Below are 14,284 nucleotides of genomic sequence, written 5' to 3' on the forward strand. Positions count from 1 at the left end.
GGGCGGGGGACCAGATGGCCATCAGGTCCGTTTCGCGGGTCGGCGTTGTCGCGCGCGCACTCAACGCCGTGGGCGATTTCGCATCGGCGTTTCCGGCCAGGTTCGCCATCGGCGTCTTCTTCCTGCTCATCGTCGCCTTCACGCTGCTGCTCTCGCTGCCCGTCTCCCGGGCCGGGTCCTCGCCGACCCCCCTCGCCGACGCGGTGTTCACCGCGGTCTCAGTGATCTGCGTCACCGGTCTCGCCACCGTGGACATGGCCACCTTCTGGTCCCCGGTCGGCCACGGCATCATCCTGCTCGGCGTGGAGATCGGCGGCATCGGCGCGCTCACCCTCGCCTCCATCCTCGGCCTCGTCATCTCCCGCAAGCTCGGGCTGCGCGCCAAGCTCATGGCCGCGAGCGACAGCAACCCCCTGCGCATCCAGCGAGGGGCGGTCGCGGAGGGACAGGCCGTGCGACTGAGCGAGATCGGCGGCCTGCTGGCCACGGTCGCCATCAGCACCGTGGTGATCGAGGCGGCGATCGCGGTTCTGCTGCTGCCCCGCATCCTGCTCCAGGGCATCTCGCTTCCGGACGCCCTCTGGCAGTCCGTCTACTTCTCGGCGATGGCCTTCACCAACACCGGCTTCGTGCTCAGTCCGAACGGCCTCGCGCCCTTCAGCGAAGATGTCTGGTTCCTCGGCGTGATCATGGTGGGAGTCGTGCTCGGCAGCATCGGCTTTCCCGTGATCTACGTGCTGTCCCGCAACCTGCGCCGTCCGAAGCGGTGGTCACTGCACGTCAAGCTGACCCTCGTCACCTCGGGCATCCTGCTCGCCCTCGGCGCCATCGCCTACTTCGCCCTCGAGTTCGGCAACCCGGCCACCTTCGGGCAGATGGATGCCGGCCAGCGCGTTCTCCAGTCGTTGTTCCTGTCCGTGATGACCAGGTCGGGCGGCTTCTCGACCGTGGACATCTCCCAGCTGAACGGCTCGAGCCTGCTCGTTACCGACATGCTCATGTTCATCGGGGGCGGCTCGGGGTCCACCGCCGGTGGCATCAAGGTCACGACACTCGCCATCCTGTTCCTCGCCGCCGTCGCCGAGGCACGCGGCCACAGCGAGATGGAGGCCTTCGAACGCCGCATCCCCACCGACGTGCTTCGCGTCGCCGTGAGCGTGACGCTCTGGGGCGCGACCACCGTCGCGGTCGCCACCGCCGTGATCCTTCAAGTCACCGGCGCGCCCCTGGATCTCGTGCTGTTCGACGTGATCTCGGCCTTCGCCACCTGCGGTCTCTCCACCGGGTTGATCGGGCAACTGCCGGACCCCGCCGTCTACGTGCTCGCGACCACGATGTTCCTCGGCCGCGTTGGTACAGTGACTCTCGCCGCGGCGCTCGCGGCACGAACACAGCGACAGCTGTTCCGCAGAGCAGAAGAGAGGCCCATCGTTGGCTGAGACCATTCCGGCCGATGCGGCCGTGCTCGTGATCGGCCTCGGCCGGTTCGGCGCCGCCACGGCGGGCGAGCTCACCCGCCTCGACCGCGATGTTCTCGTGATCGACGACGACGCGCAGCTCGTTCAGGCCTGGTCGGAGATCGCGACCCACGCGGTTCAGGCGGATGCCCGCAACATCGATGCGCTGCGCCAGATCGGCGCGCAGGACTTCTCCATCGCCGTGGTCGCGGTCGGGTCGTCGATCGAGGCGAGCGTGCTCATCACGGCGAACCTGGTGGACCTCGGTATCCCGCAGATCTGGGCGAAGGCGATCAGCAAGTCGCATGGCACGATCCTCACCCGCATCGGCGCCAACCACGTGATCTACCCGGAGGCGGAGGCCGGCGAGCGCGTGGCCCACCTCGTGTCCGGCCGCATGCTCGACTTCATCGAATTCGACGACGACTTCGCCATCGTGAAGATGCACCCGCCCCGGCAGCTCTTCGGAGTGACACTCGCCGAGTCAGCGGTACGCCGCAAGTACGGGATCACCGTGCTCGGTGTGAAGTCACCCGGCCAGGAGTTCACCTACGCGGCCCCGGAGACGATCGTCGCCGAGCACGACCTGATCATCGTGAGCGGTGACTCGGCCAGCATCGAGAGCTTCGCCAAGCTCCAGAAGGACTGACCGCCGCTCGCTAGCCGGCGGCGAGCTCCCGGGCCCGCGCCAGGGCTGCGGCGGTCGCACGGTCGAAGACGGCACGCAGGTCTGCCGCCTCGAGTTCGACGATCGCGCGCTCGGTGGTGCCCTTGGGGCTGGTGACCCGTCGGCGCAGTTCGGCCGGCTTCTCGCCGGAGGCCGCGAGCAGCTCCGCGGCCCCGAGGAAGGTGCCGTTCACCATGGTGGCGGCCTCCTCCTCGGTGAATCCCATCCCCACCGCCGTGGCGGTGAGCTGCTCGATCAGGTAGAACACGTAGGCCGGCCCGGATCCCGAGATGGTGCTGAGCGCATCGATGCGGCTCTCGTCGATTTCGAGCACCTCGCCCACGGTCTCGAACACGGCGCGGGCGATCGCCAGGTCGTCCGCGCTCGAGCGGGAGCCCGCGCTGAGCCCGGTGACTCCGCGTCCGACGACGGCCGGGGTGTTGGGCATCGCCCGCAGCACCACACCGGGCACGATCGCCTCCATCGTGGCCGTCGTCACTCCGGCGGCCACGCTCACCACGATGGCGTCGGGCGCCAGGGCCGGCGCGATCTCGCGCAGCAGGTCCGCCACCATCGCCGGCTTCACTCCCACCAGCACGACCCGGGCGCCGCGAACCGCGTCCAGGTTGCCCTCGGGGGTGCTCTCGAGGGCGAGGGACGTCACCCCGGGCGACCGCAGCGCGGCGGCCTTCTCCTCCGTGCGGTTGGTGACGCGGATGCGGCCGGTCACGGTCACGGACGGCGCGAGCAGCCCGGAGAGGATCGCCCCGCCCATCGAACCGGCTCCGAGAATGGCGATGGTCGGGAGGGTACTCATCCCACCATCCTAGGATTGACCGCATGAGCACACAGGGCAGCAACCGGGCGATCATCGCGGCTTTGCTCGCCAACCTCGCCATCGCCGTGACCAAGTTCGCGGCGTGGGCGTTCTCCGGCTCGAGCTCGCTGCTCGCCGAGGGCGTGCACTCCCTCGCCGACACCGGTAACCAGATCCTGCTGCTGCGCGGCGGTCGGCGATCGATGAAGAAGGCCGACCAGCAGCATCCGTTCGGCTTCGGACGCGAACGCTACGTCTACGCGTTCGTCGTGTCGATAATCCTGTTCAGCGTCGGCGGAGTCTTCTCGCTCTACGAGGGCTTCGACAAGCTGCAGCACCCGCACGCGCTCGAGAACGCCTGGCTGCCGGTGGTGGTGCTGATCGTGGCGATGATCGCCGAATCGTTCTCGCTGCGCACCGCGGTGCGCGAGTCGAACCACACCCGCGGCACGCAGAGCTGGGTCGCCTTCATCCGCCACTCCAAGGCGCCGGAGCTCCCCGTCGTGCTGCTCGAGGACGTCGCGGCCCTCACCGGGCTCGTGTTCGCCTTCCTCGGCGTGCTTCTCACGATCGTGACCGGCAACGGACTGTTCGATGCGATCGGCACCCTGGCCATCGGCGTTCTGCTCGTGCTGGTCGCTATCATTCTGGGCATGGAGACCAAGACCCTGCTCGTCGGCGAGGGTGCGAGCGTCGCCGACGTCGAGCGCATCAGGGACGCCATCAACGCCGACGACGAGGTCGAGGCCCTGATCCACATGAAGACGCTCTACCTCGGCCCGGACGAGATGCTCGTCGCGGCGAAGATCGCGTTCTCCGGCAAGAAGAAGCTCGCGGATGTGGCCACGGCCATCAACGCGCTCGAGGCGAGAGTGCGCGCGGCGGTGCCCATCGCCCGGGTGATCTACATCGAACCGGACGTCTACGTCGCTCCCGGCGAGGGCAACCCCTCCACCGAGGCGATCATCATCAAGGCGGCGGACTAGGCCATGGCCCGGGTCGCGCTCGTCATCCGGCACCTGCCGATCGCCCATCTGGGCAACCTCGAGCCCGTGCTGCTCGCGAACGACTACGAGGTGCACTACGTGGACGTGACCAGCGAAGACCTGCCGGCCGAGGCGGCTGATGCCCCGCTGGTGGTCGTGCTCGGCGGCGACATGGGCGTCTACGAGAAGGATGCGCATCCGTTCATCGCCCGCGAGCTCGCCTTCCTCGAGCGCCGGCTCGACTCCGAGCGCGCGACCCTGGGCATCTGCCTCGGCGCACAGATGATGGCCGAGGCCCTCGGCGAGACCGTGCGCAAGGGCAAGACGGTGGAGATCGGATTCCGCGACGTGCGCCCCACGGATGCCGGTCTCGATTCGCCCCTGCGCCACGTGGCCGGCGTGCCCATGATGCAGTGGCACGGTGACACCTTCGGGTTGCCGTCCGGCGCCACCCGGCTGGCCAGCTCGGCCGAGTACAGCAACGAGGCCTGGAGCCTCGGAGACCGCGCGCTCGCCGTGCAGTTCCATCCGGAGCTCACCGGCGCGATGTACGAGGAGTGGATCGTCGACGGGCTCACCGAGCTCGAACGCCACGGCATCGACCCGGACGATCTTCGGGCCCAGGCCGCGATGCACGGCGAGGCCATGGAGCGGGCATCGATCGCGATGTTCGGGGAGTGGCTCGCGCTGCAGCCCTGACGGTCAGAGTTCCGTGCGCGCCGCCCGGAAGAAGTCGGTGAGCAGCTCCGCGCACGCCTCCTCCTCCACGCCGCCGTAGACCTCTGCGCGGTGCGGCAGCCGGCGATCCCGCAGCAGGTCGTAGACCGATCCTGCCGCCCCCGCCTTCTCGTCCCAGGCCCCGAAGACCACCACGGGCACGCGGGCCGCGAGAATCGCCCCGGCGCACATCGGGCAGGGCTCGAGCGTCACGACCAGGGTCGTGCCGGTGAGATGCCAGTCGCCCCGCGCCTCGGCCGCCTGGCGCAGGGCGAGGATCTCGGCGTGGGCGGTCGGATCCTGCCTCAGCTCGCGCTCGTTGCGCCCGGCGCCGATCGGGGTGCCGTCCGCGTCGAGCACGATGGCCGCGACCGGAACGTCGCCGTGCTCCAGGGCCAGCCTCGCGCTCGCGACGGCCTCGAGCATCCGCTCGGTGTACAGCGCGGGCACCGCCACCACGAACCTCCCGAACCGTACGCCGACGCCATGGGCCGACAAGCTAGATTGAGCCTATGCGAGTCCACGTTGCCGACCACCCTCTCGTCACCCACAAGCTCACCGTGCTGCGCGACAAGAACACCCCGTCGCCCACCTTCCGGGCCCTCGCCGAAGAGCTGATGACCCTGCTCGCGTACGAGGCCACCCGCGGGGTTCGGGTCGAGACCGTCACCGTCGAGACCCCCGTCGCCACGGCCACCGGGTTCGCGATCAGCCAGCCGCGGCCGCTCGTCGTGCCGATCCTGCGCGCCGGCCTGGGCATGCTCGAGGGCATGGTAAAGCTCATCCCCACGGCCGAGGTCGGCTTCCTCGGCATGGTGCGCGACGAGGAGACGCTTCAGCCCACCACCTACGCGGAGCGCCTGCCCGAGGACCTCTCGAACCGCCAGTGCTTCGTGCTCGACCCGATGCTCGCCACTGGCGGTTCCCTCATCGCGGCCATCGACTTTCTCCTCGCCCGCGGGGCGGTGGATGTCACGGCCGTGTGCCTCATCGCGGCGCCGGAGGGCCTCGCCGCGGTGGAGAAGGCGATGGAGGGCAGGGACGTCACCATCGTGCTCGGGGCCCTCGACGAGCGGCTCAACGAGGTGGGGTACATCGTGCCCGGACTCGGGGACGCAGGAGATCGGCTTTACGGCACCGTCTAGGCGTGAAACGCGCGTCCACACCGCCGCGGGCTTGACTTTCCGGCGGCCCATGCAAGATAGTTGCTACATGACTATGAACGCGCATGACCTGACTGCCTTCGCGGCTCCCAGGGCTGCCGGCATGATGATGCCGGTCGGCATCGTCATGTGTTGTCGAATGTGTGCTTAATCAGCCACTCCTTGTCGAGTTCGGCCCTGTAGCGGGGCAGGAACTCCGGGATGTCCGCTCCTCATAACGGGCGACGTCCTTGCCAGCAGTACCTGAAGTATCCCGAAGGATCACACCCTCATCATTAGAGGCCCTTCACCACTCCCAAGGAATTCGACCATGTCTCTTGCTACTTTCGATCTCGCGCACCCGCTCACCGCCCCCCAGCCGTCCTCGCGCCGGCTCACCCCGGTGGCCCCCGTCTCCGCCCCGGCCGCGCCGGCCGCGACGGAGTCGCCCCGCATCCGCGCCGTGCCGACCGGAACCGAGGCCCGCGGCTTCGTGCTCTACGTCGGGGTGGACGAACTCAAGGCCGCCGAGGCCGGCACGGACCTCGGCCGGATCGTCGAGGCCCTCCGCAGGCTCACCGCGGAACTCGTGCCGAGCTCGGAGACCTACGCGGCCGTCGCCCTCGCCCCGCAGGGCGCCGGCGGCCGGGACGTCGAGGTCGTGCGCCTCGCCCTGCAGGACCCGTCGGCCCTGGCCAAGCACCGCCAGCAGCCGGAGGCGACCGAGAAGGAGCGCGGCGGCGTCGTGATCGACCTCTCCCGCAAGCGCCTCGTGCTCGACGACGAGACCGCCGCCCTCACCTACAAGGAGTTCGAGCTGCTGCAGTACCTCGTGCTGCGCGAGGGCCGCACGATCGAACGCGCCGAGCTCATCGCCTCGCTCTGGTCGGTCGGCGACGACGACGCCCCCAACGAGCGCACGATCGACGTGCACGTGCGTCGACTCCGCTCCAAGCTCGGCGCGTACGAGGACATCGTGCGCACCGTGCGCGGGGTCGGCTACCGCTTCGACCGTCACGCCGACGTGTCGATCCGCCACACCTCCACGCCGAGCCCGGACATCTTCTAGGCCCGCCGCCCGGCGAGGGACGCCGCTCAGGCCGACGGCAGCACGACGGCCTTGAGCGACCGCGTGTCGCGGCGGGCGAGCGTCAGGGCGAGCTCGGTCTGTTCGAGACCGAAGCGGTGCGTGATGACCCGGTCGGTATCGACCGCCCCCGAGGCGATCAGGGAGAGGGCGAGCGGATAGGTGTTCGCGTAGCGGAAGATCCCCGAAATGGTGAGCTCCCTGCCCTGCACGAGGGGGACGTCGATGCTCACGGTGTCCGCCCCCATCCCCACCAGCACCACCCGTCCGGCCGGCGCGAGGGCGTTCATCCCGCCGCGGAGGGCGGCCGGGGCCCCGGAGCACTCGAGCAGCACGTCGAACTCGTCGGTGAGCTGCTCGCTCGCGGACAGTGCGGTGAGCCCGAGGTCGCTGGCCACCCCGAGGCGGAACTCGCTGATGTCGGTGACGGTCACGCTCCGGGCGCCGAAGGCGCGGGCGACCTGGGCCGCGAACAGCCCGATGGGGCCTGCCCCGGTGACGAGCACCCGGTCGCCTGGGCCCACCCGCGCCTTGCGGGCCGCCCACACCCCCACCGACACCGGCTCGGCCATGGCCGCCTGCTCCACGGTGAGCGGGGCCGGCGCCGGGTGCGCGAAGAACTGGTCGATCGCCACGAAGCGGCTGATCGATCCGTCGAAGGGAGGAGTCGCGAAGAAGACGACGTTCGGGCACAGGTTGTACCGACCGGCCAGGCACTCGGCACAGGTGCGGTCGGGCACGCCGGGCTCCAACGCCACCTGCTCGCCGAGGCGGGCGGGATCCACGCCCTCCCCCGCCCCCACGATCACTCCGGCCGACTCGTGTCCGATCACCATCGGGGCGTCGACCACATAGCGGCCGATGCGGCCGTGCTCGAAGTAGTGCACGTCCGAGCCGCAGATTCCCACCGCTCCCACCTCCACCAGCACCTGGCCGGCGGCCGGCACCGGCACCGGGCGGTCCTCGATCCGGAGGTCTTCCTGGGCATGCAGAACCGCGCTCGGGTTGGCCATGATGGGTCCTTTCGTCTGGAGGGTGTCAGGAGTACGAGCGAACCGTGGCGAGCGCCCCGCGCTCGAACAGGGAGGTGAGCGCGTCCAGGTAGGCGGTGGTGAACCGTTCGTCGTCGGCGAGGTCGCCGAAGAGCTGACGATTCTGGATGAAGGCAAGCGGGTTCTCGCGCTGGGTTCCGGCAATTGCCATCAGTTCGTCGCGCAGCGGATCGACCACGTCGATGGGTTCGCCCTGCTCGTCGACTCCCTCCGCATAACGCGCCCAGCTGGCGATAATGGCCGCCCCGCAGACGATCTCACCGCCACTCGCCAGCTGGTCGCGAATCACGGGAACGAGCCACTTCGGGATGCGGTCCGACGACTCGGCGCACAGCCGCGCCAGAGTGTCCCGAACCTCCGGATTGGAGAAGCGCTCGATGAGGGAGAGCTTGTACGCCTCGAGGTCGATGCCGGGCACCGGCCGCAGGGTCGGGGTCGCCTCGTTGTCCATATACCTGGTGAGGAATGCAGAGATGGCGGGGTCGGCGGTCGCCTCGTGCGCGTAGCGATAACCGCCCAGGAAGCCGAAGTAGCACATGCCCTGGTGGCACGAGTTGAGCAGGCGCAGCTTCATGTACTCGTAGGGCTCGACGTCGTGCACGAGCTGCACGTCCACCCGCTCGTACGGCGGACGGCCGAGGCTGAAGTCGTCCTCGATCACCCACTGGAAGAACGGTTCGCAGACCACCGGCCACGCGTCGTCGAGCCCGATCAGCTCGGCCGTCTCGGCGATGTCCTCGGCGGAGGTGACCGGGGTGATCCGGTCGACCATCGCGTTGGGGAAGTGCACGTTCGCCTCGATCCAGGCGCCGAGCTCGGCATCCTTCAGTCGCGCGTACGCGGTGAACATGCGCTTGGCCATGTCGCCGTTGGACTGGATGTTGTCGCAGGACTGCACGGTGAACGCCGGCTGGCCGCGGTCCCGGCGGCGACGCAGCGCCTCCGTGACGAAGCCGAACGCGGTCGTCGGCAGGGCCCCGTCGCGCAGGTCCGCCACGATGCCCGGGGTGGTCTGGTCGAACTCGCCGGTCACCCGGTCGAAGTTGTACCCGCCCTCGGTGATGGTGAGAGACACGATGCGGATCTCCGGGCTCGCCATCTTCTCGATCACGGCCTCCGGATCGTCGGGGGCGAACAGGTAGTCCACAATGCTGCCGATCACCTGCGGCTCCCGGCGGCCATCAGCGTGCTTCAGCACCACCGTGTACAGGCAGTCCTGATCGTCGAAGACCTGCTTCATCCGCCGGTCCGGCTCGAGTAGCCCGACCCCGCAGATCGCCCAGTCGAAGGCGAGGCCGGCGTTCATCAGCCGGTCGAGCGCAACGGCCTGGTGGGCGCGATGGAAGCCGCCGACCCCGATGTGGACGATGCCCGCGGTGAGCGTGGACCTGTCGTATCCGGGCCGGGCGACGGTCGGAGGGAGGCTGGACAGCGTTTCGGCACTGAGTCTGGTCATGGCGGAGCGTGCTTCCTGTTGGGGGCGAGTTGTCGACCGGGAGACGGGCTTACTTGACGGCACCCATGGCGAGGCCGCGCACGAGCTGCTTCTGGGCGACCCAGCCGGCGATGATCACCGGCAGCACCGCGAGGGTCGACGCGGCGGAGAGCACGGCGAGGAACTGCCCGCGCCCGTCCACGAAGCTCGCGAGGAACGGCGGGGTGGTGCGCGCCTGGAAGGTGGTGAGCAGGGTGGCGAGGAAGTACTCGTTCCACGAGAAGATGAAGCAGATCAGGGCCACGGCGGCGATGCCGGGCAACAGGATCGGCAGCACCACTCTCACGAGCTCCGTGCGCAGGTTGGCGCCGTCGATCTGGGCGGCCTCCACGATCTCCAGGGGCACCTCGTTGAAGAACGACCTCATCATCCACACCGCGATCGGCAGGTTCATGGCGGCGTAGAGCAGCCCGAGCGCCGTGATGTTGTCGAGCGCCCCGATGGTCTTGAGGATGAAGAACACGGGCAGGATCGACGCCGCGGCCGGCAGGAAGCGGGTGGAGATGAAGAAGAAGAGCACATCCTGCACCCTCTTGATCGGCCGGATGCTGAGCGCGTACGCCGCCGGAATGGCCAGCAGCAGCACGAGCAGGGTGGAGCCGACGCTCGCGGTGAGCGAGTTGAGCAGGTACGAGCCCATCCCCCGGTTGAAGACGATGGCGTACTGGTCGAAGCTCAGCGCGGCGATGAACTTGGGCGGGATGGATGCCGCGTCGCCCTCGGTCTTGAGGCTCGTGAACACCATCCAGGCGATCGGAAAGAAGAACATCGCCACGAGCACCCAGGTGGCCGCCGTGATGAGAGTGGAACGGATCTTGCGCATCAGCGCTCTCCTCCATTGATGAATACCTTGAACAGCGTGCGGAGGGCGATCGTCGCCACCCCGATGGTCACGGCCACGGTCACGACGCCGAACGCGGCGGCCTGTCCGACATCGAGGCCGATGAAGGCCCGCTCGTAGAGCAGGTACGACAGCGTCTTCGTGCCGCCGGTGCCCTTTGTCATGATGGCGATGGGGTCGAAGGCCTGCAGCAGCATGATCGAGCCGAGCAGCGTCGCGATCTCGATGTATTGGCGCAGGTGCGGGAGGGTCATCCACTGGAAGGTTCGCCACGGGCCCGCGCCGTCGACCGAGGCGGCCTCGAGCACCTCGCGGCTCTGGCTCTGCAGGCCGGCGAGCAGGATGAGCATCATGAACGGCGTGTACTGCCAGGTGAGCATCATGATGATGGTGACCACCGGCAGGTCGGTGTTCCAGGCGATCGCCGGAAGGCCGAACAGGTGAAGTCCCCAGTTGACCATGCCGACGTTGACGTCGAGCAGCGACCACTTCCAGATGAGGGCCGCCGCGGCGGGCATCACCAGGAACGGCGTGATCATCAGGGTGCGGGCGAGGCCGCGGCCCACGAACTTGCGGTCGAGTAGCACCGCGAAGAACAGGCCGAGCAGCAGGGAGAGGATCACCGACGAGCCGGTGATCACCACGGTCGCGAACAGCGACGGCAGAAAGTCGGGGCCGGTGAAGACCACGGCGTAGTTCTTGAACCAGGCGAACTTGATCTCGCTCGGCCGCAGCTGGTTCCAGTTGAGCAGCGAGAAGTAGATGGTGACCAGGAAGGGCACCTGGGTGAGGATCACGGAGAAGACGAGTGCCGGAAGCACGAGTGCCCGGGACGCCCTGGCCTTCTTCTTGAAGGCGATCCCGGCCTGGGTGGCCCGATGCACCTGAGATGCGGTGGGGACTTCGATTGTCGTTGTCATAGCCATTCCCTCGTCGTTGAGGTGGGGCCCGGGGCCGGCCGGCAGATGCGTCCGGCCCCGGGACTCACGATCGCGGTGCGATTATTTCTGTTTGTCGCCGGCGGCCTGGGCGATGTCCTGGCCCTTGTCGAGGGCGTCCTTCACCGTGGTGCGTCCGGCGATCGCGTCGGCGACGAGCTGCGCGACCTGGTTGCCTACGTCCTGGAACTCGGGGATGGTCACGTACTGGATGCCCACCCACGGCTGCGGCTTGAGGCCGGGCTGCTTCGGGTTGACCGAGTTCATCACGTCGAGGGTGATCGGCGCGAAGGCCTTGGCGGCCTCCTTGTACTCGGGGATCGAGTAGGTGGAGGTGCGGGCCCCCGGCGGCACGCGGGTCCAGCCGAGGGTCTTGCCCACGAGCTGCTGGTAGTCCTTGCTCGTCGCCCACTTCACGAACTTCTCCGCGGCGTCGGCATTCTTCGAGGTCTTCGGAACGGCGAGGTTCCAGGACCACAGCCATCCGGATTCCTTGGTCTTGTAGACCGGAGCGTGCACGTAGCCCATCTTGCCGGCCACCTTCGAGGTCTTCGGGTCTTCGAGGATGGATGCCGCCACCGAGGCGTCGTACCACATGGCCACCTTGCCGGCGCTCAACTGGTTGAGGCACTCGGTGAAGCTGTTCGAGACCGGGTCCTTCTCGCCGGCCGTCTTGAGCAGGTCGACGTAGAAGTTGACGCCCTCGACGAACGCGGGGGAGTTGACCTGCGCCTTCCACTTGGAGTCGTACCAGGCGCCACCGAAGGTCTGCACGACGGTGGTCAACGGCGCGAACAGGTCACCCCAGCCCGGCTTTCCGCGAAGGCAGATGCCCGCGTGGTCCGGCGTGTTGAGGGCCTTCGCGTCGGCCGCGACCTCCTGCCAGGTCGGGTGATCCGAGATGGTGAGGCCCGCGTTGGCGAACATCTCCTTGTTGTACATGAGGATGGACGACTCACCGTAGAACGGCACCGCGTACTGCTTGCCGTCGACCGAGAGGGCGTCGCGCACGGGCGGCAGGATATCGCCCACGTCGTAGGACTTGTCGTTCTTCAGCGTCGAGGTGAGGTCCTTCAACCAGCCCTGGGCGCCCCACTGCGGAACCTCGTAGGCTCCGACGGTGACCACGTCGTACTGGCCGGCGCCCGAGGCCACATCGGCGGTGACCGCGGCGCGGAGGTCGCCCTCCTCCATCTGCACGAAGTTGACCTTGATGCCCGGGTTCTCCTTCTCGAAGGTGCCCTTGAGCTGCTCCATGTCCTTCATCTGCGGGTTGTTCACGGTGGCGAGGGTGAGCGTGACCGACTGCGATTTCGCGCCGGCCCCCGCGCATCCGCTGAGTGCGAGGGTGGTGACCACCAGGCCCGCCCCCAGGATCAACAGGCGTTTCTTGACAAGCATTGGAACTCCTTTGTTTTCGTTGCTTTCGTGGTGCCCCGTGCGGGTGTGACCCGACGGAAGGGGTGTGCAGAATCGTGCAGAAACGCGCCGGGACCCGGCGCGAGCGCAGTGGCCAGCCGCGCGTCCTTGGTGCGGATTTCGAGCGTTCGTGCTGTGGCCCGCGATTGAAAGCTATTCGCCACGGATCGAGAGAAACAGTCCGTACGCTCTGCGCTTCTGATACTTTCTTTCCAAGCCGGTCGACGTGCCGGGGCCGACGGCAACAATTGCCGAGCCCCCCGCGCCCCGTCTCGGCCCGATAAATGCCGGATTGGCGGGAGACTCCCGCCGGAGGCCCGCGGAATCCCGCTCGCCCCACGTTTTGGACAGGACACAACGACGTGATAAAACCGTTACCGAAGCCGCACGAGGCGCCCAACCGGGTGAGCAGGTGGATCGACCGGCCCGCCGCTCGCGAGGTGATTCCGCTGCTCCCCGGCGAGTCGTTCCGCTGGCTCGAACACGACTACCCGAGCGAGATCGCCCGCTGGAACTACCACCCGGAATACGAGATCCACCTCATCAGGAAGGGCACCGGCAGCTACATCATCGGCGACCAGATCGGGGCCTTCGGGCCGGGCCAGGTCGCCATGATCGGATCCGAGCTCCCCCACGACTGGATGAGCGACCTCGAGCCCGACGAGGTGATCCTCGGCCGGGACGCCGTGGTGCAGTTCGACGCCGAGTGGCTGGAGCGCTGCATCGGCGTGCTGCCCGAGCTCAGCGCGGTTCGTGAGCTGCTCGGGCTCTCGCAGATGGGAATCATCTTCGGGGGACAAACCGCGCTCGACGCCGCCGAGCAGATCGAGCTCGTCGGGCAGACCTCCGGTTCCCGGCGACTGTCCCACCTGTTCGCCCTGCTGGCCACCCTCACCCACGCGCCTGAGCACGAGAAGATGCTCGTGACCCGGGCCTGGTTCTCCGCCTCGGAGGGGCGGGAAGGCAAGGCGGCGGTCGAGGCGGGCCTTGCCTACATCTTCGCGAACCTGAACGACCGCATCCGGATGTCCGAGGCCGCGCACCTCGCCCTCATGTCGGAACCCACCTTTTCCAAGTACTTCAAGCGGGCGAGCGGGCTCACCTTCAGCGACACCGTGAAGAAGCTTCGCATCGCCAACGCCTGCCGGCTGCTCGCGACCTCGGAGCTGCCGGTCTCGGCGATCTGCGCCGAAGTGGGGTACAGCAACCTCGCCAACTTCAACCGGCAGTTCCTCGCCGAGGTGGGCATGACCCCCCGGGAATACCGCAACCTCGACGACGCAGAGCGGCCGAGCGGAATGTCCCCGCGCCTCGGCCTCGACACCGCCAACCGGCTGGTCGAGCACGCCCATTCCTGACCGCCCCGCGGCCCGGCTCGTCCCGTCCCGCGACTGTTCCCCTTCGACGCGATTGTGCCCGCTCGCCACGGCCCAATCCTGTCGGACGGGAACAACCGCCGTGGGGGAAGGCGGGAGGCGTCGGCGCGGGACGGCCCGGAATTCGGCGCCCGGATGGCTCTCACAAGATTCTTAGGAAAATAACGGTTTGATAACTAGCGCTCCGTTATCTCACCGTTATATAGTTCAAGAGCAGAAGTTGTTTGCTGTGGCAGCTTCTGCGGAATGTGATTGCAGGACACTCTTGGTGCAAGGGAGAGGGTCGGTTT

14 protein-coding genes are annotated in these 14,284 nt (G+C 68.0%); 7 read left to right on the forward strand and 7 right to left on the reverse strand.

Annotation, left to right across the window (positions count from 1 at the left end; genetic code table 11):
- The first annotated feature begins 14 nt into the window (after positions 1 to 14).
- Together ACHZD8_RS17330 and ACHZD8_RS17335 are read left to right on the forward strand one after the other, a co-directional pair.
- Positions 15 to 1,439 carry a TrkH family potassium uptake protein gene (locus ACHZD8_RS17330; protein WP_394771677.1) on the forward strand — a complete coding sequence of 475 codons (1,425 nt, stop codon included), beginning with the start codon at positions 15 to 17 and terminating at the stop codon, positions 1,437 to 1,439.
- A complete protein-coding gene (locus ACHZD8_RS17335) occupies positions 1,432 to 2,106 on the forward strand; it encodes a potassium channel family protein (RefSeq protein WP_394771678.1) in 675 nt (224 codons plus the stop codon). The genes ACHZD8_RS17330 and ACHZD8_RS17335 overlap by 8 nt, the downstream gene beginning before the upstream one ends.
- Positions 2,107 to 2,116: 10 nt before the next feature.
- Here the strand turns inward: ACHZD8_RS17335 and proC are convergent, their stop codons facing one another.
- Positions 2,117 to 2,941: a pyrroline-5-carboxylate reductase gene (gene proC / locus ACHZD8_RS17340; RefSeq protein ID WP_394771679.1), complete on the reverse strand. Its 825-nt coding sequence runs from the start codon at positions 2,939 to 2,941 to the stop codon at positions 2,117 to 2,119.
- Positions 2,942 to 2,964: 23 nt separating this feature from the next.
- Between proC and ACHZD8_RS17345 the strand changes: the two genes are divergently transcribed.
- Positions 2,965 to 3,927, forward strand: coding sequence for a cation diffusion facilitator family transporter (locus ACHZD8_RS17345; protein WP_394771680.1), 963 nt, complete (start codon positions 2,965 to 2,967; stop codon positions 3,925 to 3,927).
- A gap of 3 nt (positions 3,928 to 3,930) precedes the next feature.
- Entirely contained in the window at positions 3,931 to 4,626 is a 696-nt protein-coding gene (locus ACHZD8_RS17350) for a glutamine amidotransferase (RefSeq protein ID WP_394771681.1), read from the forward strand.
- A 3-nt stretch (positions 4,627 to 4,629) separates the two neighbouring features.
- On the opposite strand, the gene ACHZD8_RS17355 is transcribed toward ACHZD8_RS17350, so the two are convergent.
- Positions 4,630 to 5,070, reverse strand: a complete 441-nt coding sequence (locus tag ACHZD8_RS17355; protein WP_147782065.1) for a nucleoside deaminase — start codon at positions 5,068 to 5,070, stop codon at positions 4,630 to 4,632.
- An 86-nt stretch (positions 5,071 to 5,156) separates the two neighbouring features.
- On the opposite strand from ACHZD8_RS17355, the gene upp reads away from it, so the two are divergent.
- On the forward strand, positions 5,157 to 5,789 hold the full coding sequence (upp, locus tag ACHZD8_RS17360) for a uracil phosphoribosyltransferase (protein WP_394771682.1): 633 nt from the start codon (positions 5,157 to 5,159) through the stop codon (positions 5,787 to 5,789).
- 328 nt (positions 5,790 to 6,117) lie between these two features.
- Entirely contained in the window at positions 6,118 to 6,855 is a 738-nt protein-coding gene (locus ACHZD8_RS17365) for a winged helix-turn-helix domain-containing protein (protein ID WP_394771683.1), read from the forward strand.
- A 26-nt stretch (positions 6,856 to 6,881) separates the two neighbouring features.
- Here the strand turns inward: ACHZD8_RS17365 and ACHZD8_RS17370 are convergent, their stop codons facing one another.
- The 5 genes from ACHZD8_RS17370 to ACHZD8_RS17390 form a co-directional block, all read right to left on the reverse strand.
- Positions 6,882 to 7,886 (reverse strand): NAD(P)-dependent alcohol dehydrogenase, encoded by a 1,005-nt coding sequence (locus ACHZD8_RS17370; protein WP_394771684.1) that lies wholly within the window; start codon positions 7,884 to 7,886, stop codon positions 6,882 to 6,884.
- A gap of 25 nt (positions 7,887 to 7,911) precedes the next feature.
- On the reverse strand, positions 7,912 to 9,381 hold the full coding sequence (locus ACHZD8_RS17375; protein ID WP_394771685.1) for a mannitol dehydrogenase family protein: 1,470 nt from the start codon (positions 9,379 to 9,381) through the stop codon (positions 7,912 to 7,914).
- 49 nt (positions 9,382 to 9,430) lie between these two features.
- Positions 9,431 to 10,243 carry a carbohydrate ABC transporter permease gene (locus ACHZD8_RS17380; RefSeq protein WP_394771686.1) on the reverse strand — a complete coding sequence of 271 codons (813 nt, stop codon included), beginning with the start codon at positions 10,241 to 10,243 and terminating at the stop codon, positions 9,431 to 9,433.
- Positions 10,243 to 11,181 carry a carbohydrate ABC transporter permease gene (locus ACHZD8_RS17385; RefSeq protein WP_394771687.1) on the reverse strand — a complete coding sequence of 313 codons (939 nt, stop codon included), beginning with the start codon at positions 11,179 to 11,181 and terminating at the stop codon, positions 10,243 to 10,245. Before ACHZD8_RS17385 ends, ACHZD8_RS17380 begins: the two co-directional genes overlap by 1 nt.
- Before the next feature lie 81 nt (positions 11,182 to 11,262).
- Entirely contained in the window at positions 11,263 to 12,600 is a 1,338-nt protein-coding gene (locus tag ACHZD8_RS17390) for an ABC transporter substrate-binding protein (RefSeq protein WP_394771688.1), read from the reverse strand.
- 422 nt (positions 12,601 to 13,022) lie between these two features.
- Here ACHZD8_RS17390 and ACHZD8_RS17395 point away from each other — a divergent pair, with 422 nt between their 5' ends.
- Positions 13,023 to 13,976, forward strand: a complete 954-nt coding sequence (locus tag ACHZD8_RS17395) for an AraC family transcriptional regulator (RefSeq protein ID WP_394771689.1) — start codon at positions 13,023 to 13,025, stop codon at positions 13,974 to 13,976.
- The last annotated feature ends 308 nt before the right edge of the window (positions 13,977 to 14,284 follow it).

This window comes from Lacisediminihabitans sp. (genome assembly GCF_043726815.1).
Taxonomy (GTDB): Bacteria; Actinomycetota; Actinomycetes; order Actinomycetales; family Microbacteriaceae; genus Lacisediminihabitans.